This is a genomic window from Pseudomonas vranovensis DSM 16006 (genome assembly GCF_000425805.1).
GTDB lineage: Bacteria > Pseudomonadota > Gammaproteobacteria > Pseudomonadales > Pseudomonadaceae > Aquipseudomonas > Aquipseudomonas vranovensis.
The window spans coordinates 252,373-277,213 of the sequence record NZ_AUED01000004.1; the positions used below are offsets into that span (position 1 = coordinate 252,373).

Consider the following 24,841-nt stretch of genomic DNA (forward strand, 5'->3'; position numbering starts at 1 on the left):
GCGGCCTCTGTATACTGGCGGCCTATTTTAGGAGGGCTTCATGGTCGAACAAACTGAACTCAACCGGCTCTTTTGGCACAGCCGCCGTGGCATGCTCGAGCTCGACGTACTGCTGGTCCCTTTCAGCAAGGACGTCTATCCGACCCTGAGCCAGGAAGATCGTGACCTGTACAAGCGCTTGCTGAGCTGCGAAGACCAGGACATGTTTGGGTGGTTCATGGAACGCAGCGAGTCCGAAGATCCGGAGCTGCAGCGCATGGTTCGCATCATTCTGGACCGTGTCCAGCCCAAGTGATCGGTTCGAGTGTCGCTGGCAAGGCTCCCGGGCCTTGCTGGCGGCCTACCTGGCCAGCCTGCTGCTGGCCTTGCTGGCGCTGAGCCTTCTGCAGTTGCCGTGGTGGGCGAAGCTGCTGGGGAGTGTGTGTTGCTTGCTGCATGCGGGCTGGATGATTCCCCGGCGAATTCTGCTCTTTCATCCCCGAGCCGTTACCGGATTGCGCCGAAAGCCTGATGGTTGGGAGCTGTTCAGCCTTGCCCTGGGCTGGCAGTCGGTCCAATTGCGCCCCGACAGCCTGGCGCTGCCGGGTTTGATTGTGCTGCGCTACCGCCGCAAGGGGGGCTACCTGAGCGAAGGTCTGTGCATCGCCCGTGACGCATTGGAGCCGGCACAGCACCGGCGCTTGCGTGTAAGGCTGAAGTTCAGTCGGCGTAGGTGGATGGCTGCAGAATAGTGTCGTGGGCCTCGGGCAGCATGCCGGGGTAATCCAGGGTGTAGTGCAGGCCGCGGCTTTCCTTGCGTTGCATGGCGCTGCGGATCATCAGTTCGGCTACCTGGGCCAGGTTGCGCAGCTCGATCAGGTCGCGGCTGACCTTGTAGTTGCTGTAGAACTCGTCGATTTCGTCCAGCAGCAGACGCACCCGGTGTTCGGCGCGCTGCAGGCGCTTGCTGGTACGCACGATCCCCACGTAATCCCACATGAATCGCCGCAACTCATCCCAGTTGTGCGCAATGATCACGTCTTCATCCGAATCGGTGACCTGGCTTGCGTCCCAGCAGGGCAGCGCCCTGGGCATTGCAATCTGGTCCAGGTGCGCCTCGATGTCGGTGGCTGCGGCACGGCCGTAGACGAAACATTCGAGCAGCGAGTTGCTGGCCATCCGATTGGCGCCGTGCAAGCCGGTGAAGCTGGTTTCACCGATGGCGTAGAGGCCGGGCACGTCGGTATGGCCATGATCGTCCACCATCACCCCGCCACAGGTGTAGTGGGCTGCAGGTACCACCGGGATCGGCTGGCGGGTGATGTCGATGCCGAAAGTCAGGCAGCGTTCATACACGGTGGGGAAGTGGCTCTTGATGAAGTCGGCCGGCTTGTGGCTGATATCAAGGTACACGCAGTCCACGCCCAGGCGCTTCATCTCGTGGTCGATGGCGCGGGCAACGACATCGCGCGGTGCCAGCTCTTCACGCGGGTCGAAGCGCGGCATGAAGCGTTCGCCGTTGGGCAGCCGCAGCAGGGCGCCTTCGCCGCGCAGGGCCTCGGTGATCAGGAAGCTCTTGGCCTGGGGGTGGTACAGGCAGGTGGGGTGGAACTGGTTGAACTCGAGGTTGGCCACACGGCAGCCGGCGCGCCAGGCCATGGCGATGCCATCGCCACAGGCCCCGTCGGGGTTGCTGGTGTACAGGTAGACCTTGGCGGCGCCGCCCGTGGCCAGCACGGTGAAGCGTGCGCCGTAGGTGTCGACTTCGCCGGTGTTGCGGTTGAGCACATAAGCGCCCAGGCAACGGTCGCCGTCCTTGCCCAGGCGCCGCTCGGTGATCAGGTCGACCGCCACCCGCTGCTCCAAAAGCTCGATGTTCGGACGCTGGCGTGCCTGGCTGAGCAGGGTAGTGAAGATTGCAGCGCCGGTGGCGTCGGCGGCATGAATGATACGCCGGTGACTGTGGCCACCTTCGCGGGTCAGGTGAAACTCGAAACCGCCATCGTCGACACTGGCATGTTCATCACGGGTAAAAGGTACGCCCTGATCGATCAACCATTGGATCGACTCGCGGCTATGCTCAACGGTGAAGCGCACTGCATCTTCATGGCACAGTCCGCCGCCTGCATTGAGCGTGTCCTCGACGTGGGATTGCACCGTGTCGGTGTCATCCAGCACTGCCGCGACCCCGCCCTGGGCCCAGAAGGTCGAACCGTTTGACAGGTCGCCCTTGCTGAGTACGGCAATGCGCAGGTGGTCGGGGAGGGTCAGCGCCAGGCTCAGACCAGCAGCGCCGCTGCCGATCACGAGGACATCATGTTGGAATTGTTGGCTCATGTCAGGACACTAGTATCTGAAGGGGGGGATCGGCACAATAGTCAGGCGCGTATGGCATTGTGAAACTATCGTGAATCTGGACCGGTTGCCTTTATAGCAGCCCCAAGGCCCTGATTTCCAATGGCGACTGCGTGTCGTTGACGCCTTTTTTGGAACTTTCCATGCTGTGTGGATATCCATAGAAGGTTGCCCGCACGCCACAATGCCGCGGCGACGCATGGCAGTAGCTGGTCACTCGGCGCTGTCGGCGTATTCGAGACCCGATTATCGACGCAGCCGGCCGTGACCGTGCTGCGTTTTTCGTGCGAGCCGACCAAGGGCCGCAGGAAACTTGCTTGGAGGGGAGAACTTTTGCGCAAAGCCCGAGTCTATGGTTGCAAGCCTGAACGATGCTTGATGCAACGCTCCTTCAAGATCACCGAGGAGTGTTCATGCTAACCCAGGAAGAGGATCAGCAGCTTGTCGAGCGCGTGCAGCGTGGCGACAGGCGAGCGTTCGATCTGTTGGTGCTGAAGTATCAGCACAAGATTCTCGGGTTGATCGTGCGTTTTGTACACGACACCCATGAAGCGCAGGACGTGGCGCAGGAAGCTTTCATCAAAGCTTACCGGGCGCTTGGTAATTTTCGCGGCGACAGTGCCTTCTACACCTGGCTGTACCGCATTGCCATCAACACGGCAAAGAACTATCTGGTGTCTCGCGGTCGGCGGCCACCAGACAGCGATGTGAGCTCCGAGGATGCGGAGTTCTACGACGGCGACCACGGCCTCAAGGATCTTGAGTCTCCAGAGCGCGCGTTGTTGCGGGATGAGATCGAAGGCACCGTCCATCGGACTATTCAGCAACTGCCAGAAGATTTACGTACGGCGTTAACTTTACGTGAATTCGATGGTCTGAGTTACGAGGACATTGCGAGCGTCATGCAGTGTCCGGTGGGTACCGTGCGCTCTCGAATCTTCCGCGCTCGGGAGGCCATAGACAAAGCCCTGCAGCCGTTGTTGCAGGAAACCTGAGACAGCGGCGACAGCCAAGAGAGGAACCGCCATGAGTCGTGAAGCTTTGCAGGAATCGCTGTCCGCGGTGATGGATAACGAAGCGGACGAACTGGAATTACGTCGGGTATTGAACGCCGTCGACGACGCCGAAACCCGTGCCACCTGGTCGCGTTACCAGGTTGCTCGTGCGGCGATGCACAAGGAACTGGTGCTGCCACAACTGGATATCGCCGCTGCTGTGTCTGCAGCGTTGGCCGACGAAGCCACGCCAGTCAAGGTCAACCGTGGCCCATGGCGCAGCCTGGGTCGCCTGGCGGTGGCGGCTTCGGTCACTGTTGCCGTGCTGGCCGGTGTACGCCTGTACAACCAGGACGAGATCAGCGGCGCCCAGCTGGCTGCCCAGCAACCTGCCCAGCAGGGACTGAGCGTGCCACAGGTTCAAGGCCCTGCCGTGCTGGCAGGCTATAGTGAAAGTGCAGAGCAGCCAGGCCCTATGGCCAACGGCGTCCTGCAGGGGCAATCCGGCTGGCACGACCAGCGTCTGCCCGGCTATCTGCGCCAGCATGCTCAGGAAGCAGCACTCAAAGGAACCGAGAGCGCTCTGCCTTATGCCCGTGCGGCAAGCCTGGAAAATCGCTGAGTAAGGAGGATCATGCGCGCGCTACCTCTCATACCGCTGTTGTTGGGTGGCTGGCTTTCACTGCCGGCCCTCGCTGCCAACTCCTCGCCGCAAGCGAGCGACTGGCTCAAGAAACTGGCACAAGCCGAGCAACAGCAGAGTTATCAAGGCACTTTCGTTTACGAGCGTAACGGCAGCTTTTCCACCCACGACATCTGGCATCGTGTCCAGGACGGCAAGGTCAGCGAGCGATTGTTGCAGCTCGATGGCTCGGCCCAGGAAGTCGTGCGTGTCGACGGGCATACCCAGTGCGTGAGCGGAACCTTGGTGCCGGGCGTGAGCAACTCGCCAGAGTCCACGGCGCGAGTACTCGATCCTCTGAAGTTGATGAGTTGGTACGACCTTGGGGTCGCCGGCAAATCCCGGGTGGCAGACCGTGAAGCGGTGATTGTCACCCTCAGCCCTCGAGATCAACATCGCTATGCGTTCGAGCTGCACCTGGATCGACAGACCGGCTTGCCTTTGAAGTCGCTGATGCTCGATGACAAGGGACGCTTGCTGGAGCGATTCCAGTTCACCCGACTGCAAACCGCCCAGGCGCCGACCGACGACGAGCTCAAGGCGAGCGATCTGTGCAAACCGGTCACTCAGGTGGCCGAGCAAGCAACACAACCGGCCACTGGCTGGCGTTCCGACTGGCTGCCTCCCGGTTTCGAGCTCATCGATAGTTCGATCCACAAGGACCCGCAAGGCAAGAACACTGTCAGTAACCTGATGTACGATGATGGCCTGGCGCGTTTTTCGGTCTTTGTCGAAGCATTGGGTACCGGTTCGGCTGCGGACATCCGTACCCAGTTGGGCCCTACGGTTGCCGTATCCCGGCGCCTGACCACGCCCAAGGGTGAAGTCATGGTGACCGTGGTGGGCGAAATCCCGATCGGTACGGCTGAACGGATTGCCTTGTCGATGCGATCCCAGGACACCCAGGCTCAAAAATGAACAGCAGGTGCGCTGACCGTTTGAGGATTGCTTGGCTGACATGATTCGCAAGCTTTGCAGTTTGCAAAAATTCCAGATTTTTTCTATAGGTCAGTCCTTTCGGGGTCTGGCCTTTCCTGCGTTTGCAGGGCCCTACTGCTAACCACGCTCGATGTGACGGGAGCCGTATGTCAATACCACGCTTGAAAACCTACCTATCGTTGTTCGCCGCCGTGTTCATGCTCGGTCAGGTGGTCACTGCCCAGGCCGAAGCTTTGCCGGACTTCACGACCCTGGTCGAGCAGGCATCGCCGGCTGTTGTGAACATCTCGACAAAGCAGAAGCTGCCGGATCGCAAGTACGCACAGAGCCAGATGCCAGACCTTGAAGGTCTGCCGCCGATGTTTCGCGAGTTTTTCGAGCGCAACATGCCTCAGGCCCCGCGCTCGCCGCGCGGTGATCGCCAGCGTGAAGCGCAATCCCTGGGCTCGGGCTTCATCATCTCCGACGATGGCTATGTACTGACCAACAACCATGTGGTGGCCGACGCTGACGAAATCATCGTCCGTCTGTCCGACCGCAGCGAACTGCAAGCCAAGCTGGTCGGCACCGACCCGCGCACCGACGTGGCCCTGCTCAAAGTCGAAGGCAAGAACCTGCCAACCGTCAAACTGGGCGATTCCAGCAAGCTGAAAGTGGGGGAGTGGGTGTTGGCGATCGGCTCGCCGTTCGGTTTCGACCATTCGGTGACCAAAGGTATCGTTAGCGCCAAGGGTCGTACCCTGCCCAACGACACCTATGTGCCGTTCATCCAGACTGACGTTGCGATCAACCCCGGTAACTCCGGTGGTCCACTGTTCAACATGAACGGTGAGGTGGTGGGTATCAACTCGCAGATCTTCACCCGTTCCGGTGGTTTCATGGGACTGTCGTTCGCCATCCCGATCGACGTGGCGCTGGATGTCTCCAACCAGCTGAAGAAGGACGGCAAGGTCAGCCGCGGCTGGCTTGGCGTGGTGATCCAGGAGGTCAACAAGGACCTGGCTGAATCCTTTGGTCTGGACAAGCCTTCCGGTGCCCTGGTAGCCCAGGTACTGGAAGATGGCCCGGCAGCCAAGGGCGGCCTGCAAGTGGGTGACGTGATCTTGAGCATGAACGGTCAGCCGATCGTCATGTCGGCCGACCTGCCGCATCTGGTCGGTGGCCTGAAAGACGGCGCCAAGGCCAAGCTTGAGATCATCCGCAATGGCAAGCGCCAGAACCTGGACGTCACCATCGGCGCACTGCCGGACGATGACGCCGAGATCACCACCAGCGCTACCGGCGGTGTCGAGCGCAGCAGCAACCGCTTGGGTGTGTCGGTTTCCGACCTGACCGCCGAGCAGAAAAAGACCTTGGAACTCAAGGGCGGCGTCGTGATCAAGGAAGTTCAGGACGGTCCTGCGGCCTTGATTGGCCTGCGTCCAGGCGATGTCATCAGCCACCTGAACAACCAGGCGATCCTGACCGCCAAGCAGTTCACCGAAATCGCCAAGGAACTGCCGAAGAACCGTTCGGTGTCGATGCGCGTACTGCGTCAGGGGCGTGCAAGCTTCATTACCTTCAAGCTGGCTGAATAAGCTGAACTGAACGGAGAAGGGCGGCGTAAGCCGCCTTTTTTCGTAGGGGTGTCCATTTATCCTGGGGCAAGCCTGTTCCTGCAGTCGCGAAGGGCAATACGGAATCTCCCATATCCCTTCAGCTTCAGGTACAATTCCCGGCTATTTTTCGGTGGGCGTTCGTCCCGCAGCCTTTTTGAGTGTTGACCCGTGAGTGATTTGAGTCATATCCGCAATTTCTCCATCATCGCCCACATTGACCATGGCAAGTCGACCCTGGCGGACCGTTTCATCCAGATGTGCGGCGGCTTGACCGCGCGTGAGATGGAAGCCCAGGTACTCGATTCCATGGACCTGGAGCGTGAGCGCGGTATCACCATCAAGGCCCACAGTGTCACCCTGCACTACAAGGCGCAGGACGGCAAAACCTACCAGCTGAACTTCATTGACACCCCCGGCCACGTTGACTTCACCTACGAAGTCAGCCGCTCGCTGGCAGCCTGCGAAGGCGCGCTGCTGGTGGTCGATGCCGGCCAGGGCGTAGAGGCCCAGTCGGTCGCCAACTGCTACACCGCTATCGAGCAGGGCCTCGAGGTCATGCCGGTACTCAACAAGATGGACCTGCCCCAGGCAGATCCAGACAAGGTCAAGGACGAGATCGAGAAGATCATCGGCATCGACGCCACCGACGCCGTGGCTTGCAGTGCCAAGAGCGGCATGGGCGTGGACGAGGTGCTCGAGCGTCTGGTGCATACCATCCCTGCACCGACCGGTGACATCGAAGCGCCCCTGCAGGCGCTGATCATCGACTCCTGGTTCGACAATTACCTGGGCGTCGTGTCCCTGGTGCGTGTGCGTCACGGCCGGGTGAAGAAGGGTGACAAGATCCTGGTCAAGTCCACCGGCAAGGTGCACCTGGTCGACAGCGTCGGTGTATTCACCCCCAAGCACACCCAGACGGCAGACCTGAAAGCCGGTGAAGTAGGCTTCATCATCGCCAGCATCAAGGATATTCACGGGGCGCCAGTGGGCGATACCCTGACCCTGAACTCGACCCCCGAGGTCGAGGTGCTGCCAGGTTTCAAACGTATTCAACCACAAGTTTATGCCGGTCTGTTCCCGGTCAGTTCCGATGATTTCGAAGATTTTCGTGATGCATTGCAGAAGCTGACCCTGAACGACTCGTCGCTGCAGTACCAGCCGGAAAGCTCCGATGCACTGGGCTTCGGCTTCCGTTGCGGCTTCCTTGGCATGCTGCACATGGAAATCATCCAGGAGCGCCTGGAGCGCGAATACGACCTGGACCTGATCACCACTGCGCCAAGCGTAATCTTCGAGGTCAAGCTCAAGACCGGCGAGACCATCTATGTCGACAACCCGTCGAAGCTGCCGGATGTGTCTGCGGTCGAAGACTTCCGCGAGCCGATTGTCGCCGCCACCATCCTCGTGCCTCAAGAGCACCTGGGCAACGTCATTACCTTGTGCATCGAGAAGCGCGGCGTACAGCGCGACATGCAGTTCCTCGGTTCGCAGGTACAGGTGCGCTATGACCTGCCAATGAACGAAGTGGTACTGGACTTCTTCGATCGCCTGAAGTCCACCAGCCGCGGCTATGCTTCGCTGGACTACCATTTCGACCGCTACCAGTCGGCCAATCTGGTCAAGCTCGATGTACTGATCAACGGTGACAAGGTCGACGCGCTGGCGCTGATCGTTCACCGCGACAATGCGCACTACAAGGGCCGCGCATTGACCGAGAAGATGAAGGAACTGATTCCTCGGCAGATGTTCGACGTGGCAATCCAGGCCGCCATTGGCGGGCAGATTGTGGCGCGAACCACTGTCAAGGCGCTCAGAAAGAACGTGCTGGCCAAATGCTACGGTGGTGACGTGAGCCGTAAGCGCAAGCTTTTGGAAAAGCAGAAGGCCGGTAAGAAACGCATGAAACAGGTCGGTAACGTGGAAATTCCACAAGAAGCCTTCCTCGCCGTGCTCAGGTTGGATAGTTAGGTCCTATGTCGCTAAATTTCCCGCTGTTGCTAGTCATCGCCGTTGCCGTCTGCGGTCTGTTGGCCCTGGTCGATCTGCTGTTCCTGGCGCCTCGCCGGCGTTCGGCGATCGCCAACTATCAGGGCAGCGTTCGCCAGCCCGAAATGGCAGTGGTCGAGCAGTTGAACAAGGAACCGTTGCTGGTCGAGTACGGCAAGTCGTTCTTCCCGGTGCTGTTCATCGTCCTGGTGCTGCGTTCGTTCCTGGTCGAGCCTTTCCAGATCCCATCGGGATCGATGAAGCCGACCCTGGAAGTGGGCGATTTCATCCTGGTGAACAAGTTCTCCTACGGGATTCGCCTACCGGTGATCGACAAGAAGGTCATCGAGATCGGTGATCCACAGCGTGGCGACGTGATGGTGTTCCGCTATCCGAGCGACCCGAACGTCAACTACATCAAGCGTGTGGTTGGCCTGCCGGGCGACCAGATCCGCTACACCAGTGACAAGAAGCTGTTCGTCAACGGTCAGCCGATTGCCGAACAACTGGTCGGCACCGAGCCAGGAACCTTGGGCAGCGCCGAGCTGTACAAGGAAAAGCTCGGCGAAGCCGAACACCTGATCCGCAAGGAAATGAGCCGTTACCGCATGCCGCCTGACCAGCAATGGACAGTCCCGGCCGGTCACTACTTCATGATGGGCGACAACCGCGACAACTCCAACGACAGCCGTTACTGGGATGACCCCAATATTCCCAAGGCGCTGCATGGCATGGTCCCGGACCAGAATATCGTCGGCAAGGCCTTCGCGGTCTGGATGAGCTGGCCAGAGCCCAAACTCAGCCACTTCCCGAACCTTTCGCGGGTGGGCCTGATCAAGTAACACCACAACGGCGCTGTCCTGGGACAGCGCCGAATGCATTTCTGGCATAGGCTTGTTCAGGGATCGACCGATCCAACTGGGCCGCCGGCGCCGGTGGGCATGAGCCAAACTGTCTTTCAGGATGTTGATTTGAACAAAGCGTTGAATCCGACGGCAGCGGCCCCGATGGCGGCCCTGTACGAACAAATGTGCGAGCCTTGCGCCCAGGCGCCTGGCCTTTACCTCGACCACGAACAGCGCGTGGGTACACTGTGAGCGTTTCCTTGAGCCGCCTCGAGCGCCAGCTCGGCTACACCTTCAAGAACCAGGAGCTGATGCTGCTGGCCCTCACGCACCGCAGTTTTGCCGGTCGCAACAATGAACGCCTCGAGTTTCTCGGCGATGCGATCCTCAACTTCGTCGCCGGCGAGGCGCTGTTCGAGCGCTTCCCCCAGGCGCGCGAAGGCCAGCTGTCACGCTTGCGTGCACGCCTGGTCAAGGGCGAGACCCTGGCTGTGCTGGCCCGTGGCTTCGACCTGGGCGAGTACCTGCGCCTGGGTTCCGGCGAGCTTAAAAGCGGTGGTTTCCGCCGCGAGTCGATCCTGGCCGACGCCCTCGAGGCGTTGATTGGCGCCATCTATCTGGACTCAGACATGCAGACCGCCCGCGAGCGCGTGCTGGCCTGGCTGACCGGTGAGTTCGAGAGCCTGACCCTGGTCGATACCAACAAAGATCCGAAAACCCGTCTGCAGGAATTCCTGCAGTCGCGGGCCTGCGAACTGCCGCGATACGAAGTGGTGGATATTCAAGGTGAACCCCATTGCCGGACGTTTTTCGTCGAATGCGAAGTGACCCTTTTGACTGAAAAAAGCCGAGGGCAAGGTGTTAGCCGGCGTATCGCCGAGCAAGTGGCGGCCGCTGCAGCACTGATCGCCCTGGGCGTGGAGAATGGCAATGACTGATACGAATACTACCCGCTGCGGCTATGTTGCCATTGTCGGCCGCCCGAACGTGGGCAAATCGACCCTGCTCAACCATATCCTCGGCCAGAAGCTGGCGATCACCTCGCGCAAGCCGCAGACTACCCGCCACAACATGCTGGGTATCAAGACCGAGGGTGATATCCAGGCGATTTACGTCGATACCCCGGGTATGCACAAGAGCAACGAGAAGGCGCTCAACCGCTACATGAACAAAACCGCCTCGGCTGCTCTCAAGGACGTCGACGTGGTGATTTTCGTGGTCGACCGCACCAAGTGGACCGACGAAGACCAACTGGTGCTGGAGCGTGTGCAGTATGTGCAGGGCCCGGTGATCCTGGCGATCAACAAGACCGACCGGATCGAAGAGAAAGCCGACCTGATCCCGCACCTGCAGTGGCTGCAGGAGCAACTGCCGAACGCCGAGATCGTGCCGATTTCCGCACAGCAGGGGCACAACCTCGAAGCGCTGGAAGGCTTGATCGCCAAGCACCTGCCGGAAAACGACCACTTCTTCCCGGAAGACCAGATCACCGACCGCAGCAGCCGCTTCCTCGCTGCTGAACTGGTGCGCGAAAAGATCATGCGCCAGTTGGGTGCGGAGCTGCCGTACCAGATCACCGTCGAGATCGAGGAGTTCAAGCAGCAGGGCAAGATCCTGCACATCCATGCGCTGATCCTGGTCGAGCGTGACGGCCAGAAGAAGATCATCATTGGCGACAAGGGCGAGCGCATCAAGCGCATCGGCTCCGAGGCGCGCAAGGATATGGAAGTGCTGTTCGACGCCAAGGTCATGCTCAACCTCTGGGTCAAGGTCAAGGGTGGCTGGTCCGACGACGAGCGCGCGCTGCGTTCGCTGGGCTACGGCGACCTCTGATCCCTTCAGGCCCGGTAGCGTCCGCTGCCGGGTCGAACCTCTTTCGAAGCGCCGCTCATGGATCTGCCAGTTGGCCAACCGGCCTACGTGCTGCACAGCCGGGCCTACCGTGAAACCAGTGCGCTGGTTGATTTCCTCACCCCGCAAGGGCGCCTGCGCGCAGTGATGCGCCGTGCCCGTGGCAAAGGTGGCAGCCAGGTACGTCCTTTCGTCCCCCTTGAAGTGGAATTGCGCGGTCGTGGCGAGCTCAAGACCGTCGGGCGCCTGGACAGCGTTGGCACGGCGGCCTGGCTGCATGGCGACGCGTTGTTCAGCGGCCTGTACCTCAACGAATTGCTGATCCGCCTGCTGCCCGCCGAAGATCCTCACCCGGTGGTGTTCGAGCACTATGCAGCTACCTTGCAGGCCCTGGGGACCGGGCGGCCGCTGGAGCCGCTGCTGCGCGCCTTTGAATGGCGCCTGCTGGATGAGCTGGGCTACGGCTTTGCCCTGGACCAGGACGTCAACGGGGAGCCACTGGCCATTGATGGCCTGTACCGCTTGCAGGTGGATGCCGGGCTTGAACGGGTCTACCTGCTGCAACCCGGTTTGTTCACCGGTGCAGAGCTTGCGGCCATGGCCAATGCCGACTGGGAGGTACCTGGCGCCCTGGGCGCCGCCAAGCGCTTGATGCGCCAGGCGCTGGCGGTTCACCTGGGCGGTCGGCCGCTGGTCAGTCGCGAACTGTTTCGCAAGCGTTAAGCACGTCGTATGCTGTGAGGCTCAATTTTCAGGAGAGCCTCTTCGTGACTCAAAGCAACCGCATGCTGCTTGGCGTGAACATCGACCACGTGGCGACCCTGCGCCAGGCGCGTGGCACGCGTTACCCGGACCCGGTCAAGGCCGCGCTGGATGCCGAAGAGGCGGGCGCCGATGGCATCACCGTTCACCTGCGCGAAGACCGCCGGCATATCCAGGAGCGCGACGTGCTGGTGCTCAAGGACGTGTTGCAGACGCGCATGAACTTCGAGATGGGCGTGACCGAAGAAATGATGGCATTCGCCGAGCGAATTCGCCCGGCGCACATCTGCCTGGTACCGGAAACCCGTCAGGAGCTGACCACCGAAGGTGGCCTGGACGTGGCTGGCCAGGAAGCGCGGATCAAGGCGGCTGTTGAGCGTCTGTCGCGCATCGGCTCGGAAGTGTCCCTGTTCATCGACGCCGACGAGCGCCAGATCGAAGCGTCGCGCCGTGTGGGCGCCCCGGCCATTGAGTTGCATACCGGTCGTTATGCCGATGCCGAAACCCCGACCGAGGTGGCCGAAGAACTCAAGCGCGTTGCCGACGGCGTGGCCTTTGGCCTGGCCCAGGGCCTGATCGTCAATGCCGGTCACGGCCTGCACTACCACAACGTTGAAGCGGTTGCGGCGATCAAGGGCATCAACGAGCTGAACATCGGTCATGCGCTGGTGGCCCATGCGCTGTTCGTCGGCTTCAAGTCGGCCGTCGCCGAGATGAAAGCGCTGATCATGGCCGCCAGCCGTAGCTGACCCTTCGAGCCACGACCGCTTTGCGGCCGATCACAGGCTGACGCCAGCGGCTACGAAGGCTGCGGTCGACCGTGTAGCGGTCGCCAGGCAGGAGCGGTTCAGTCCGGGAACACCAGGCTGAACCGCGTCTTGCCATTCACTTCGCTGCGTACCTCTACCTCTCCTCGATGCACCTGCATGATCGACTTCACGATCGCCAACCCCAGCCCCGTCCCGCCTTCGAGCCGCGAACGCCCTGAGCCTGCGCGATAGAAGCGCTCGAACAAGTGCGGCAGATGCTCCTGGGCAATCCTGGGCCCCTGATTCTCGACCCACAGACAAACCGCATCACCACAGCGTTCGATGCCAATATCGACCGCGTGCCCCGAGGGGCTGTGGCGGATGGCATTGCTCAGCAGGTTGGACAGCGCCCGCTGCACCATCAAGCGATCGGCCATGACCGTCCCCCAGCCCTGCTGGCGCAGGACGATGTGTTTTTGCTCGGCACTGAACTCGAACAGCTCGCTCACCCGCGTGACCTCATCGGCCAGGCTCACCGGTTTGAGCGGCACTTGGGCCTGTGGCTGGCTGACCTGGGCGAGAAACAGCATGTCGGTGATGATTCGGTTCAGGCGGGTCAGCTCTTCGATGCTGGTTTCCAGTACCTCCTTGTACTGCTCGACCGGCCGCTCCCGAGCCAGGGTTACCTGGGCCTTGCCCATCAGGTTGCTGATCGGGGTACGCAGTTCGTGGGCCAGGTCGTCGGAGAACTGCGACAGCCGCTGCACACCGCCGTCGATGCGGTCGAGCATCACATTCATGCTGCCGGCCAGGTCACTGAGCTCCTGCGGCAATCCCGTTTCAGGCAGGCGCAAGGTCAGTTGCTGGGCCGACACCTGCTCGGCGATCCGACGAAACCGGCGCAATGGCGTCAGGCCGCGTTGCACCAGTTTCCAGGCGACAAAGCCGATCAACAGCAGCAGCAGGGGCAAGGTCCACAGCGTCGAGCGCAGGTAGGCCTGCAGCAGGCTGTTGTCATCGGCGCGATTGACGGTGAGCAGCACCCGCACTTCGGTGCCGTCCTGCAGACGCATCAAGCGCGAGGCGGTGAGCAGTTGATCGTCGTTGCTGTCCTGCCATTGGCTGAAGGTCAGGTGTTGGTCGCTGTGGATGCGCAGTAGCCGGTCAGCCTCAAGCCCCGGCCCCAAGGTCAGCAAAGCTGAATGCCGGCCAGTCAGGGCGATCACGCTCAGGCTCAGGTTGTCATGGCCCATGACTACATCCAGCAACGGGTGGGCGCGGGACTGCAAGTCATCGGCCATGAGGTCGATGCTCAAGCTGTGTTCGATCTGGCTCATCTTTGCCATCAGGCTCTTGCGCGCCCGGCTGTCCAGTTCGTGGTCCAGGGCCAGCACCGCCAGGCAGGCCAGCAGCAGCACCAAGGCCGCGCCCATCAGGATCACGCTCAGGCCCAGGCGCAGCGACAGCCGTGCGGGTCTCATTCGCGGGCCTCTAGCACGTAGCCGACGCCGCGCAGGGTATGGATCAGCTTGTCGTCGAACGGGTCGTCGATCTTGGCGCGCAAGCGACGGATCGAGACTTCCACTACGTTGGTGTCGCAATCGAAGTTCATGTCCCATACCAGCGAAATGATCTGAGTGCGCGACAGCACTTCGCCGCTCTGGCGCATCAGCAGATGCAGCAGGGCGAACTCCTTGGCGGTCAGGTCGATGCGCTGGCCGCTGCGGTAGGCGCGATGACGACCCGGGTCCAGTTCAAGGTCGGCGACCTTCAGGGTGCTCGGCTGCAGCGCCTGGTCGTTGCGGCGCAGCAGGCTGCGGATACGGGCGAGCAACTCGGGAAATTCGAACGGTTTGAGCAGATAGTCGTCAGCGCCCAGGTCAAGGCCCTTGACCCGGTCCGACAGCCTGCCATGGGCCGTGAGCATCATGATGCGCGTGCTGGAGTCGGCACGCAGGCGTTGCAGAACAGTCCAGCCGTCGAGCTCGGGCAGGTTGACGTCAAGAATGATCAGGTCGTATGCCTGCTGGCGGGCCAGGTGCAGGCCGTCGGCCCCGGTGTGGGCGCAATCGACGATGTAACCGTTTTCGCTCAGTCCCTGTTGCAGGTAGTCGGCGGTACGAAGCTCGTCCTCGATGATCAGTAAACGCATGGGATGACTCGGTGGTGTAAAAGGCGGTGATTCTCAACCCTGAAGCAGCTGTAAGGTCAAGGGCTGAAAAGGCGTCGAGCGGCGGATACTAAGTCATCTGTCTGGCATCGTTGGCTGGATAACAGATTTGTAATTTTCGAGTCATCTTGGGGATAAACCCCGATTACTACAGTGCGGGCTCCGAAAAAGGCGCAGGAGCCTGCCATGCTTTTCTCCCTGGACCGGCCCGGCGCAGGCCGCGGCCGCATGCTGCTGGTGCTGGTGCTGCTGGCCTTGCCCTCGCTGGCACTGGCGTCGCCCCAAGACAACGTAATGACCCTCGACTATGCCCTGCAGACGGCCCAGGCCAACAACCCTGAGCTGGCGGCGGCGCGTTGGGAAATCGACATTGCCGAAGGCCAGCGGCGCCAGGCCGGTGTGCTCCCCAACCCGGAGGTGGGGTGGGAGATGGAAGACACCCGCAACGGCTCGCAGACCACCACCGTCAGTGTCAGCCAGTTGTTCGAGCTGGGCGGCAAGCGCGGTGCACGCCTGAACGTGGCTGGTCGGGACGCCGAACTCGCAGCACTTGAACTTGAACGCCAGCGCAATGTGCTGCGAGCCGAGGTGATCGGTGCATTCCAGGCCGCCGTGCAGGCTCAGGAAGGCCTGCAGCTGGCCGAGCAATCCCTGCAACTGAGCGAGCGCGGCCTGCAAGTGGTGCAGGGGCGGGTCAAGGCCGGCAGCGCTTCGCCGGTGGAGGCCACCCGTGCCCAGGTGCAGGTGTCTGAAATCCGCTTGGAAAAAGCCCGTGCCGAACAGACGCTGACCGTCGCCTACCAGCAATTGGCCACCGTCACGGGCGCGCCGATGGCCCGCTTCAGCCGGGTCGAAGGCCTGGATGACAACGACGCGGTCGTGCCCGGCCGCAACCAATTGCTTGAACGCCTGGAGCACACGCCCGACTTGCGCCTGGCCCGGCTGCAGATCGATCAGCGCGAAGCTGCGTTGGACCTGGCGCGCACGCAGCGCATCCCCGACCTGACGGTGAGTGTCGGTAGCCAGTACAGCGAAACCGACCGCGAGCGCATCAATGTGGTTGGCGTGTCGGTGCCGATTCCGCTGTTCGACCGTAACCAGGGCAACGTGCTGTCGGCCGCCCGCCGCGCCGATCAGGCCCGCGACCAGCGCAATGGCGCCGAGCTGCGCTTGCGCAGTGAAGTGATCCAGGCCCTGGCGCAGTGGGGGACAGCAGAGCAGGAAGTGCAGTCGTTCGATCGCTCGATCCTGCCTTCGGCGCAGCAGGCGCTGGACGCGGCAACCCGCGGTTTCGAACGCGGCAAGTTCGCCTTTCTGGATGTGCTCGATGCCCAGCGCACCCTGGTTGCGGCGCGCTTGCAGTACTTGCAGGCCCAGGCTCAGCGCAGTGATGCGCGGGTGCGTCTGGAGCGCATTTATGGCGACTTGAGCCTGGCCGGTCGCTGATCGCCTTTTCCCATCTTTTGATTGTTGCCGCCCGGGCGGTGAGTGCTAAGGAGTCTGCATGAACAAGAAGTCCACGACGCTGCTGGTCGCAGCTTTGTTGCTGGGCCTGGGGCTGGGTGTGCTGCTGGCACGTCAGGGTGGCCCTGCGCTTGAGGCGTCAGCATCGGCCCACGATCACGCCGAGGCTGAATCGGGCCATGCCGAAGACGAACACGGCGAGGGCGGGCATGGCGAGTCCGCAGGTGGCGAAAAGGGCCACGAGGAAGAAGAGGGCGCAATCGCCCTCAGCCAGGAGCAGATCGACCTGGCTGGCATCGAACTGGCCTCCGTCGGCCCACGGCAGTTGCAGCGCACCCTGTCGCTGCCCGGCGAGATCCGATTCGATGAAGACCGTACCGCCCATATGGTGCCCAGGGCCGCCGGGGTGGTCGAGTCGGTAGCGGTGGTGCTTGGCCAGCAGGTCAAGGCCGGCGACCTGCTGGCCGTCATCGCCAGCCCGCAGATTTCCGAACAGCGCAGCGAGTTGGCCGCCAGCCAGCGGAGGCTGGAGCTGGCGCGCAGTACCTATCAGCGCGAGAAAGACCTGTGGCAGGAAGGTATTTCTGCCGAGCAGGACTACCTGCAAGCCCGTCAGGCCCTGCAAGAGGCCGAGATTGCCCAGGCCAATGCCCGGCAGAAAATCAGCGCGCTGAGCGGCACCACGGTGCTGGCGGGCGGTAACCGCTACGAACTGCGCGCGCCGTTTGCCGGGCAGATCGTCGAGAAACACCTGGTGCCGGGCGAGGTGGTCAACGAGACCAGCGCGGCCTTTACCCTGTCCGACCTGTCGCGGGTCTGGGCAACATTTGGGGTGGCGCCACGGGACCTGGGCAAGGTGCGCAGCGGCATGCCAGTGAACATCGTCGCCAGTGAGCTGGGCGAGCAGGTCGAGGGGCGCATCAGCCATGTCGGCAGCCTGCTCGGTGAGCAGACCCGTACGGCCAGCGTGCGCGTTACCCTCGACAACCCGCGTGGCGCCTGGCGCCCGGGCTTGTTCGTGGCGGTGCAGGTGCCGACCGAAACCTTTGCGGCTGCGCTGAGCGTGCCGGACCAGGCCATCCAGACCCTTGAAGAACAATCCACGGTGTTCGTCCGCACGGATGAAGGTTTTGTCGCCCAGCCGGTAGAACTGGGTGCCAGCGCCAATGGCTATGTCGAAGTCCGCAAGGGCTTGCAGGTCGGCCAGCAGGTCGCGGCAGCGGGCAGTTTCGTCCTCAAGTCGGAGCTGGGCAAAGCCAGCGCCGAGCACGCCCACTGACCTGCGCGAGTACCCCTCATGTTTGAACGCCTTATTCAATTTGCCATCGAGCAGCGCCTGATGGTGCTGCTGGCGGTGCTGCTGATGGCGGGGCTGGGTGTGGCCAGCTACCAGAAGCTGCCAATCGACGCCGTGCCGGATATCACCAACGTCCAGGTGCAGATCAACACCCAGGCCGCGGGCTTCTCGCCACTGGAAACCGAGCAGCGCATCACCTTTGCCATCGAGACCGCCATGGCCGGCCTGCCGGGCCTTGAACAGACCCGTTCGCTGTCGCGCTCCGGGCTGTCGCAGGTCACGGTGATTTTCGAGGAAGGCACCGACCTGTTCTTTGCCCGCCAACTGGTCAACGAGCGCCTGCAGCAAGCCCGCGGTCAGTTGCCTGACGGTGTACATGCTGCCATGGGGCCGATCTCCACGGGGCTGGGCGAGATCTTCCTGTGGACCGTGGAAGCCTCCGACGATGCGCGCAAGGCCGACGGCAGCCCCTACACGCCCACCGACCTGCGCGAGATTCAGGACTGGATCATCAAGCCGCAACTGCGCAACGTGCGTGGCGTGGCCGAGATCAACACCATTGGCGGTTTTGCCAAGGAGTACCAGATTGCGCCCGACCCGAAGCGGCTGGCGTCCTACAAGCTGACCCTGGGTGATTTACTCACGGCCCTCGAGCGCAACAACGCCAACGTCGGTGCCGGCTACATCGAGCGCCGGGGCGAGCAACTGCTGATTCGTGCACCGGGCCAACTGGCCGGTATCGAGGACATCGCCAACATCGTGCTGGCCAACATCGACGGAACGCCGATCCGGGTGCGCAATGTCGCTGAGGTCGGTATCGGCCGTGAACTGCGCAGCGGCGCGGCCACCGAGAATGGCCGCGAAGTGGTACTCGGCACGGTATTCATGCTGATTGGCGAGAACAGCCGCACGGTGTCCCAGGCGGTGGCGCAGAAGCTGGTGGAAATCAACCGCTCGCTGCCCGCTGGCGTCAGCGCGGTGACGGTGTACGACCGCACCAACCTGGTCGACAAGGCCATCGCCACGGTGAAGAAGAACCTCATCGAAGGCGCGATTCTGGTGATCGTGATTCTGTTCCTGTTCCTGGGCAATATCCGCGCTGCGTTGATCACCGCCATGATCATTCCGTTGTCGATGCTGTTCACCTTCACGGGGATGTTCAGCAACAAGGTCAGCGCCAACCTGATGAGCCTGGGCGCACTGGACTTCGGCATTATCGTCGATGGGGCGGTGGTGATCGTCGAGAACGCGATTCGTCGCCTGGCCCATGCCCAGCAGCATCATGGTCGACTGTTGACCCGCTCCGAGCGTTTCCATGAAGTGTTCAATGCCGCCCGCGAAGCGCGCCGCCCTCTGATCTACGGGCAACTGATCATCATGGTGGTGTACCTGCCGATCTTTGCCCTCAGCGGTGTCGAGGGCAAGATGTTCCACCCCATGGCCTTCACCGTGGTGATGGCCTTGCTTGGCGCCATGTTGTTGTCGGTGACCTTCGTGCCCGCGGCCATTGCCCTGTTTGTCACCGGCAAGGTCAAGGAAGACGAAAACCTGCTGATGCGCAGTGCCAAGCGTGGTTATGCACCGCTGCTGCACTGGGTGATGGGCCATCGAACCCTGGCGTTCACCTTGGCGGGGGTGATGGTGCTGTTGTCCGGCGTATTGGCCAGCCGCATGGGCAGCGAGTTCGTGCCGAGCCTGAGCGAGGGCGATTTCGCCCTGCAGGCCTTGCGCGTGCCCGGTACCAGCCTCAGTCAGTCGGTGGCGATGCAGCAACGCCTTGAGCAGAGCGTGCTGAGCCAGGTGCCGGAGGTGGAGCGAGTGTTCGCCCGCACCGGCACTGCCGAAATTGCCTCCGACCCGATGCCGCCGAATATTTCCGACAGCTATGTGATGCTCAAGCCGCAAGACCAATGGCCTGACCCGGGCAAGTCGCGCGAGCAACTGATCGCCGATATTCAGCGTGCCAGTGCGCGGATACCGGGCAGTAACTACGAGTTGTCGCAACCCATCCAGCTGCGTTTCAACGAGCTGATTTCCGGGGTGCGCAGTGATGTGGCGGTGAAGGTCTTTGGCGATGACATGGCCCAGCTCAACCGCACCGCCGCGCAGATTGCCACGGCGTTGCAGGCGGTACCGGGAGCCTCGGAGGTCAAGGTCGAACAGACTTCCGGCCTGCCGGTGCTGACCATCGATGTAGACCGCGACAAGGCGGCGCGCTACGGGCTCAATGTTGGCGATGTACAGGACACCATTGCCGTGGCCGTGGGCGGTCGTCAGGCCGGGACGCTGTACGAGGGCGACCGCCGTTTCGACATGGTGGTGCGCCTGGCCGACAACTTGCGCACCGACATCGACGGCCTGTCGCAGCTGTTGATCCCGGTGCCGGCCGGCGCCGCCGACAATGGCCAGATCGGCTTTATCACCCTGGCCGATGTCGCCAGCCTGCAGTTGGTCCAGGGCCCCAACCAGATCAGTCGCGAGGACGGCAAGCGCCTGGTGGTGGTCAGTGCCAACGTGCGTGGCCGTGATATCGGCTCGTTCGTGGAAGAGGCTGGTACGCGTATCGACAGCCAGGTCAGTATTCCGGCGGGTTACTGGATTCGCTGGGGCGGGCAGTTCGAGCAATTGCAGTCGGCCGCGCAGCGCCTCCAGGTGGTGGTGCCAGTGGCGCTGCTGCTGGTGTTCGGCCTGTTGTTCATGATGTTCAACAACCTCAAGGACGGCTTGCTGGTGTTCACCGGTATTCCCTTTGCCCTGACGGGTGGCGTTGTGGCGCTCTGGCTGCGCGATATTCCGCTGTCGATTTCGGCAGGGGTCGGGTTCATTGCCCTGTCGGGTGTGGCGGTACTCAACGGCCTGGTGATGATTGCGTTTATCCGCGGCCTGCGCGAACAGGGGTACTCGTTGCGCAAGGCCATCGATGAGGGCGCACTGACGCGGTTGAGGCCGGTGTTGATGACCGCGCTGGTCGCTTCATTGGGCTTTATCCCCATGGCCCTGGCCACCGGCACCGGCGCCGAGGTGCAGCGGCCCCTGGCAACCGTGGTGATCGGCGGGATCCTGTCGTCCACCGCGCTGACCCTGCTGGTGCTCCCGGCGCTCTATTACCGCGCTCATCGCAAGGATGAAGAAGAGGACCTCGGTGAGGTGACGAAACTGTAATTTCACGCTCATCTTCGGGTTATTCAGCCCTTGTCAGGATACCCACGGCGGCCGCATCAGCGGCCGTCGTGCGTCGTACTGCCAACAATCAGGAGTTGAAGATGGGGAATAAAACCACAGCCTGTGTCACCGGCATGCTGGCCTTGGCCAGTTGTACCGTCAGCCAGGCAGCCACGCAGCCCGAAGGCTTTATCGAAGACAGCAGCCTGAGCGTGCTCAGCCGCAATTTTTACTTCAATCGCGATTATCGCAAAGGCGAGCAGTCACCCACCGGCAAGGCCGGCTATGCCGAAGCCTGGGCGCAGGCATTTATCGCTCGCTTCGAATCGGGCTACACCCAGGGTACCGTCGGCTTCGGCCTGGATGCCCATGCCATGCTGGCGCTCAAGCTCGACAGCGGTGATGGCCGCAGCGGCGGGCGCAGCTCGTTCGACATGCTCCCGGTCGACAGTGACGGCCATACGGCAAGCAACTTCAGCAAGCTGGGCGGCGCCCTCAAGGCCCGCCTGTTCGATACCCAGATCAAATACGGTGATGTCTTCCCGGCCACCCCCGTGGTCCACTTTGGCGACTCGCGGCTGTTACCGGAGAGCTTCACTGGCTGGACCGTGGAAAACGCTACCTTCGAGGGGCTGAACGTGCAGGGCGGACGCTTGCACGCGATGAGCCAGCCGCTGTCGAGCAACAACCGCGATGGTTTCTCGACCTTCTATGCCGGCCCGGTCGACTCACCCTGGCTCGGGTATTTCGGTGGCGATTACCAGGCCACCGACAACCTGAGCCTGACCCTCTACAGCAGTCGCCTCAAGGATGCCTGGGACCAGTACTACGCCGGCGCCAGCTACAGCTACCCGATCAGCGAAACGCTCACCGGCTTCACCAGCGCCAACTACTACAAGGCCAGGGATGAAGGCCAGCAACTGCTAGGCGCATTCGACAACGATATCTGGAGTGTTCGCGCCGGGCTCACCTATGGCGCCCATACCCTGGCGGTGTCTCACCAGCGCAACCAGGGCGACGATGACTTCGACTACCTGCGCCAGTCCGACTCGATCTACCTGGACAACTCGATCCAGTACAGCGACTTCAACTCGCCCAAGGAGCGCTCCTGGATGCTGCGCTACGACCTGGACATGGCCGGCTACGGCGTGCCGGGGCTGACCTTCATGACTCGCTACGGACGCGGTAGCGGTATCGACTATTCCGATGCCAACGCGGTGTACATGCGCCGTGACGCCGAGGGCAACCCGCTGGATGACCAGAAGCGCTGGGAGCGGGATATCGAGGCCAAGTACGTGGTGCAGGGCGGTACCTTCAAGGACCTGTCACTGCGGGTACGCCAGGCCACGACGCGGGCCACGGCGTTCGAGTCGGACCTGGACGAGGTGCGCTTGATTGTCGAGTACCCCCTGACGCTGTTGTAGAGCGTTTCTTGCAGCACTGTAATGTCCGCCTCACCTTGCCGTTAGCTTGCCCTCCGTAAGATTGAACTGTTCTGAAATTCAATCACGAGGTGAGCAACATGAGCCTGATCAAGTATGTGCTGATGGGCGTTCTGGCCCTGGGTAGCAGCGCCGCACTGGCCGAAGGCGGCGCCGAGCGCTCGAAGCAGTTCTGGGAGAACTTCCGCCTCAGCCAGGAGCAAGTCCACGGCCAGAAGGATCAGGCCGTGGCGTCATCCAAGGACCGCGAGGCGGTGCAGGAAAAGGTCGTGAAAAAGTAAGCCCTATTCACCTTTGAAGCTCCCCGCTCCAACGGAAAAGGTGAACGTTGGCGCCTCTTGCGGGCGCCTTTTTTATTTGCGCGCCACCAGCACTGCGCGGCGCGGTGCCGGCAGGCCCTCGATGGTGCGGCTGTGGTCGGCCGGGTCGAGGAAGTCGCTCAATGACTGGTAGCGCATCCAGTCGGTGCTGCGCTGTTCCTCGATGCTGGTGACGCTGACGTCCACACAGCGCACATCGCTGAAACCTGCACGGCGCAACCAGCGCTCCAGCGCCGGCACCGAGGGCAGGAACCAGACGTTGCGCATCTGGGCGTAACGGTCTTCAGGTACCAGTACTTGATGCTCATCACCCTCGACCACCAGGGTTTCGAGGACCAGTTCGCCACCCTTGACCAGGCAGTCCTTGAGCGCCAGCAGATGCTCGATGGGTGAACGGCGGTGGTAGAACACGCCCATGGAAAACACGGTGTCGAAGCCTTCGAGGTTGGCGGGCAGGTCCTCCAGGGCGAAGGGCAGGTGCCAGGCGGGCAATTCGGGCAGGTAGCGTTGAACGGCCTGGAACTGGCAGAAGAACAGCCAGTTGGGGTCGACACCAATCACGCTGTCGGCGCCGGCACCGAGCATGCGCCACTGGTAGTAGCCGTTGCCGCAACCGACATCCAGAATGCGCTTGCCCACGAGGTCCAGGTGCGGGGCAACCCGAGACCATTTCCAGTCCGAGCGCCATTCGGTATCGACGTGTACACCGAACAGGTCGAACGGCCCCTTGCGCCAAGGCGACAAGCCCATCAATGCCTGGCGCATGCGCTCGCGGGTGTCCGGATCGCAGTCGCAATCGAGGTTCAAGCCATTGACCAGATCGACCTGGCTGGGTATCAGGGCGGGCAGGGCATCCAGGGCGTTCTGCCAGCGTTCCAGGTCGCCGTGGCCTTTCTCCATCTTGGCGTCGAGTTGCGCTTGCAGGCCTTGCGACCATTGCGCCAGGGGGGTGCCCGCCAGACGGCGGACCAGGGGAGACAGATCAATCATGGCAGGGCAATCAACGAGGCAAAGTTAAGGCATTGGAACCAGGGCACGACCTTGGAGAAACCGGCCGCCAGCAAACGCTCGCGGTGCTCTTCGAGGCTGTCGGGCTTCATCACGTTTTCGATGGCACTGCGTTTCTGGGCAATCTCCAGTTCGCTGTAGCCATTGGCGCGCTTGAAGGCCACGTGCAGGTCGGTGAGCAGGCCATGCTCCTCGGTGTCATTGAAGCGCAGCTTTTCCGAAAGGATCAGCGCGCCACCGGGCAGCAGCGACTGGCGAATACGGCCGAGCAGGGCCAGGCGCTGCTCGGGGGCAATGAACTGCAGGGTGAAGTTCAAGGCCACCACCGAGGCGGGCTGAAATTCCAGGGCGAGGATATCGCCCTCGATGACGTCTACAGGCAGCAGCTCCTGGAACATCGAGTCCTGGGCGGTGAGGTACTGGCGGCAGCGCTCGACCATGGCGGCGGAGTTGTCCACGGCAATGACCCGGCAACCGTCGCTGCGCACATGCCGGCGCAGGGCCTGGGTGACCGCGCCGAGCGAGCTGCCCAGGTCGTAGAGCGCCGTGTTCGGCTGGGCGAACTGGGCGGCGAGCACGCCGAGGTTCTCGACAATGGTCGGGTAACCGGGCACCGAGCGCTTGATCATGTCCGGGAACACCCGCACCACATCTTCGTTGAAGGCGAAGTCGGGCACCTGGCCAAGCGGCTGGGCGAATAGGCGGTCGGGTTCTTTGCTCACGGGGGCAATCCAGGCGTTGTACGGTAAAGGGCCGGCATTTTAGCCAAACTGGCCGATAGTTGCATGGCCTGGCTGACCAGCGCGGCTTACTTCACCGTGATTGCACAGTCGAAGGTCTTTACCGGATGAACTTCCGGTGCCCAGGGTTGCTGGTAGACCAGGATCAGGTGGCCTTCGCCTGCGGCCTGGGCCTGGTAGCGCCACACCGACTGCCCGGCGCTGCCAACCACGCCGGCATCTTCCGGATGGCTGTACACCTCGGGGCCGAGACTGCGCAGGATACTGTTGGCCGGGTTCTGTACCAGCCAGCGGTAGCCGGTGCTGGGGTTGCTGGGCAGGGTCAGGGTGAGCTGTTGGCCGGTCTGCAACTGCATCGGGCAATCAGCCTGGTCGTCCAGGGCGATGCTGTGGCGGGGCTGCTGGGCACAGGCGGTGAGCAAGGCAAGGCTCAGGGGAACGAGAAGTCGGACGGCAGTCATGGTGGCTCCGGTTGGTCGACGAAGGCGCAGCATAAC

At 62.1% G+C, this 24,841-nt stretch carries 24 protein-coding genes; 18 read left to right on the forward strand and 6 right to left on the reverse strand.

Annotated elements, in window-relative coordinates; translation table 11 throughout:
* The first annotated feature begins 40 nt into the window (after positions 1-40).
* Both H621_RS0110850 and H621_RS0110855 read left to right on the forward strand, forming a co-directional pair.
* Complete coding sequence (locus tag H621_RS0110850; protein WP_028943422.1) at positions 41-295, forward strand: FAD assembly factor SdhE; 255 nt, start codon at positions 41-43, stop codon at positions 293-295.
* Positions 279-731, forward strand: a complete 453-nt coding sequence (locus H621_RS0110855) for a protein YgfX (RefSeq protein ID WP_028943423.1) — start codon at positions 279-281, stop codon at positions 729-731. The genes H621_RS0110850 and H621_RS0110855 overlap by 17 nt, the downstream gene beginning before the upstream one ends.
* On the opposite strand, the gene nadB is transcribed toward H621_RS0110855, so the two are convergent.
* A complete protein-coding gene (gene nadB, locus H621_RS0110860) occupies positions 700-2,316 on the reverse strand; it encodes an L-aspartate oxidase (RefSeq protein ID WP_028943424.1) in 1,617 nt (538 codons plus the stop codon). The two genes, H621_RS0110855 and nadB, sit on opposite strands and share 32 nt — an antisense overlap.
* A 431-nt stretch (positions 2,317-2,747) precedes the next feature.
* Here nadB and rpoE point away from each other — a divergent pair, with 431 nt between their 5' ends.
* From rpoE to pdxJ, 11 genes are all read left to right on the forward strand, one after another.
* Positions 2,748-3,329, forward strand: a complete 582-nt coding sequence (gene rpoE / locus H621_RS0110865) for an RNA polymerase sigma factor RpoE/AlgU (RefSeq protein WP_010220971.1) — start codon at positions 2,748-2,750, stop codon at positions 3,327-3,329.
* A gap of 31 nt (positions 3,330-3,360) precedes the next feature.
* Positions 3,361-3,951, forward strand: a complete 591-nt coding sequence (locus H621_RS0110870; protein WP_028943425.1) for an RseA family anti-sigma factor — start codon at positions 3,361-3,363, stop codon at positions 3,949-3,951.
* A 12-nt stretch (positions 3,952-3,963) separates the two neighbouring features.
* A complete protein-coding gene (locus H621_RS0110875; RefSeq protein ID WP_028943426.1) occupies positions 3,964-4,929 on the forward strand; it encodes a MucB/RseB C-terminal domain-containing protein in 966 nt (321 codons plus the stop codon).
* A gap of 218 nt (positions 4,930-5,147) precedes the next feature.
* Positions 5,148-6,527, forward strand: a complete 1,380-nt coding sequence (locus H621_RS0110880) for a DegQ family serine endoprotease (RefSeq protein ID WP_167332104.1) — start codon at positions 5,148-5,150, stop codon at positions 6,525-6,527.
* A gap of 189 nt (positions 6,528-6,716) precedes the next feature.
* Complete coding sequence (gene lepA, locus H621_RS0110885) at positions 6,717-8,516, forward strand: translation elongation factor 4 (RefSeq protein ID WP_028943428.1); 1,800 nt, start codon at positions 6,717-6,719, stop codon at positions 8,514-8,516.
* Between the two features lie 5 nt (positions 8,517-8,521).
* Complete coding sequence (gene lepB, locus H621_RS0110890) at positions 8,522-9,376, forward strand: signal peptidase I (RefSeq protein ID WP_028943429.1); 855 nt, start codon at positions 8,522-8,524, stop codon at positions 9,374-9,376.
* Positions 9,377-9,505: 129 nt separating this feature from the next.
* Positions 9,506-9,631: a hypothetical protein gene (locus tag H621_RS29105; RefSeq protein ID WP_256585885.1), complete on the forward strand. Its 126-nt coding sequence runs from the start codon at positions 9,506-9,508 to the stop codon at positions 9,629-9,631.
* Entirely contained in the window at positions 9,628-10,317 is a 690-nt protein-coding gene (rnc, locus tag H621_RS0110900; RefSeq protein WP_028943430.1) for a ribonuclease III, read from the forward strand. The genes H621_RS29105 and rnc overlap by 4 nt, the downstream gene beginning before the upstream one ends.
* Entirely contained in the window at positions 10,310-11,212 is a 903-nt protein-coding gene (era, locus tag H621_RS0110905) for a GTPase Era (RefSeq protein WP_028943431.1), read from the forward strand. Before rnc ends, era begins: the two co-directional genes overlap by 8 nt.
* A 57-nt stretch (positions 11,213-11,269) precedes the next feature.
* Positions 11,270-11,953, forward strand: coding sequence for a DNA repair protein RecO (gene recO, locus H621_RS0110910; protein ID WP_028943432.1), 684 nt, complete (start codon positions 11,270-11,272; stop codon positions 11,951-11,953).
* A 62-nt stretch (positions 11,954-12,015) separates the two neighbouring features.
* A complete protein-coding gene (pdxJ, locus tag H621_RS0110915) occupies positions 12,016-12,741 on the forward strand; it encodes a pyridoxine 5'-phosphate synthase (RefSeq protein WP_413694615.1) in 726 nt (241 codons plus the stop codon).
* A gap of 98 nt (positions 12,742-12,839) precedes the next feature.
* On the opposite strand, the gene H621_RS0110920 is transcribed toward pdxJ, so the two are convergent.
* Complete coding sequence (locus H621_RS0110920) at positions 12,840-14,222, reverse strand: heavy metal sensor histidine kinase (protein WP_028943434.1); 1,383 nt, start codon at positions 14,220-14,222, stop codon at positions 12,840-12,842.
* A complete protein-coding gene (locus tag H621_RS0110925) occupies positions 14,219-14,893 on the reverse strand; it encodes a heavy metal response regulator transcription factor (RefSeq protein WP_028943435.1) in 675 nt (224 codons plus the stop codon). Before H621_RS0110925 ends, H621_RS0110920 begins: the two co-directional genes overlap by 4 nt.
* A gap of 204 nt (positions 14,894-15,097) precedes the next feature.
* Here H621_RS0110925 and H621_RS0110930 point away from each other — a divergent pair, with 204 nt between their 5' ends.
* From H621_RS0110930 to H621_RS0110950, 5 genes are all read left to right on the forward strand, one after another.
* Complete coding sequence (locus H621_RS0110930; RefSeq protein ID WP_156905608.1) at positions 15,098-16,357, forward strand: TolC family protein; 1,260 nt, start codon at positions 15,098-15,100, stop codon at positions 16,355-16,357.
* Positions 16,358-16,415: 58 nt separating this feature from the next.
* Positions 16,416-17,654, forward strand: a complete 1,239-nt coding sequence (locus H621_RS0110935) for an efflux RND transporter periplasmic adaptor subunit (RefSeq protein ID WP_028943437.1) — start codon at positions 16,416-16,418, stop codon at positions 17,652-17,654.
* 18 nt (positions 17,655-17,672) lie between these two features.
* The gene (locus H621_RS0110940; RefSeq protein WP_028943438.1) at positions 17,673-20,834 is read left to right on the forward strand and encodes an efflux RND transporter permease subunit; all 3,162 of its coding nucleotides are present in this window, start codon (positions 17,673-17,675) and stop codon (positions 20,832-20,834) included.
* A 134-nt stretch (positions 20,835-20,968) separates the two neighbouring features.
* Positions 20,969-22,258 (forward strand): OprD family porin, encoded by a 1,290-nt coding sequence (locus tag H621_RS0110945; RefSeq protein WP_051270517.1) that lies wholly within the window; start codon positions 20,969-20,971, stop codon positions 22,256-22,258.
* A gap of 98 nt (positions 22,259-22,356) precedes the next feature.
* Entirely contained in the window at positions 22,357-22,557 is a 201-nt protein-coding gene (locus tag H621_RS0110950; protein ID WP_028943440.1) for a hypothetical protein, read from the forward strand.
* A gap of 72 nt (positions 22,558-22,629) precedes the next feature.
* Here the strand turns inward: H621_RS0110950 and cmoB are convergent, their stop codons facing one another.
* The 3 genes from cmoB to H621_RS0110965 form a co-directional block, all read right to left on the reverse strand.
* Positions 22,630-23,586: a tRNA 5-methoxyuridine(34)/uridine 5-oxyacetic acid(34) synthase CmoB gene (gene cmoB / locus H621_RS0110955; protein ID WP_028943441.1), complete on the reverse strand. Its 957-nt coding sequence runs from the start codon at positions 23,584-23,586 to the stop codon at positions 22,630-22,632.
* Entirely contained in the window at positions 23,583-24,326 is a 744-nt protein-coding gene (cmoA, locus tag H621_RS0110960; RefSeq protein ID WP_028943442.1) for a carboxy-S-adenosyl-L-methionine synthase CmoA, read from the reverse strand. The genes cmoB and cmoA overlap by 4 nt, the downstream gene beginning before the upstream one ends.
* A gap of 86 nt (positions 24,327-24,412) precedes the next feature.
* Entirely contained in the window at positions 24,413-24,805 is a 393-nt protein-coding gene (locus H621_RS0110965) for a protease inhibitor I42 family protein (protein WP_028943443.1), read from the reverse strand.
* Between the last annotated feature and the right edge of the window lie 36 nt (positions 24,806-24,841).

Bases quoted from the DNA above. Each gene is read 5' to 3' on its own strand.
- H621_RS0110940 (WP_028943438.1), top strand. From the start codon at position 17,673: ATGTTTGAACGCCTTATTCAATTTGCCATCGAGCAGCGCCTGATGGTG.
- H621_RS0110850 (WP_028943422.1), top strand. From the start codon at position 41: ATGGTCGAACAAACTGAACTCAACCGGCTCTTTTGGCACAGCCGCCGT.
- H621_RS0110950 (WP_028943440.1), top strand. From the start codon at position 22,357: ATGAGCCTGATCAAGTATGTGCTGATGGGCGTTCTGGCCCTGGGTAGC.
- lepB (WP_028943429.1), top strand. From the start codon at position 8,522: ATGTCGCTAAATTTCCCGCTGTTGCTAGTCATCGCCGTTGCCGTCTGC.
- cmoB (WP_028943441.1), bottom strand. From the start codon at position 23,586: ATGATTGATCTGTCTCCCCTGGTCCGCCGTCTGGCGGGCACCCCCCTG.
- H621_RS0110930 (WP_156905608.1), top strand. From the start codon at position 15,098: ATGCTTTTCTCCCTGGACCGGCCCGGCGCAGGCCGCGGCCGCATGCTG.
- rpoE (WP_010220971.1), top strand. From the start codon at position 2,748: ATGCTAACCCAGGAAGAGGATCAGCAGCTTGTCGAGCGCGTGCAGCGT.
- H621_RS0110965 (WP_028943443.1), bottom strand. From the start codon at position 24,805: ATGACTGCCGTCCGACTTCTCGTTCCCCTGAGCCTTGCCTTGCTCACC.
- H621_RS0110935 (WP_028943437.1), top strand. From the start codon at position 16,416: ATGAACAAGAAGTCCACGACGCTGCTGGTCGCAGCTTTGTTGCTGGGC.
- H621_RS0110880 (WP_167332104.1), top strand. From the start codon at position 5,148: ATGCTCGGTCAGGTGGTCACTGCCCAGGCCGAAGCTTTGCCGGACTTC.
- H621_RS0110920 (WP_028943434.1), bottom strand. From the start codon at position 14,222: ATGAGACCCGCACGGCTGTCGCTGCGCCTGGGCCTGAGCGTGATCCTG.
- pdxJ (WP_413694615.1), top strand. From the start codon at position 12,016: ATGCTGCTTGGCGTGAACATCGACCACGTGGCGACCCTGCGCCAGGCG.
- H621_RS0110945 (WP_051270517.1), top strand. From the start codon at position 20,969: ATGCTGGCCTTGGCCAGTTGTACCGTCAGCCAGGCAGCCACGCAGCCC.
- H621_RS0110870 (WP_028943425.1), top strand. From the start codon at position 3,361: ATGAGTCGTGAAGCTTTGCAGGAATCGCTGTCCGCGGTGATGGATAAC.
- H621_RS0110925 (WP_028943435.1), bottom strand. From the start codon at position 14,893: ATGCGTTTACTGATCATCGAGGACGAGCTTCGTACCGCCGACTACCTG.
- nadB (WP_028943424.1), bottom strand. From the start codon at position 2,316: ATGAGCCAACAATTCCAACATGATGTCCTCGTGATCGGCAGCGGCGCT.
- recO (WP_028943432.1), top strand. From the start codon at position 11,270: ATGGATCTGCCAGTTGGCCAACCGGCCTACGTGCTGCACAGCCGGGCC.
- era (WP_028943431.1), top strand. From the start codon at position 10,310: ATGACTGATACGAATACTACCCGCTGCGGCTATGTTGCCATTGTCGGC.
- H621_RS0110875 (WP_028943426.1), top strand. From the start codon at position 3,964: ATGCGCGCGCTACCTCTCATACCGCTGTTGTTGGGTGGCTGGCTTTCA.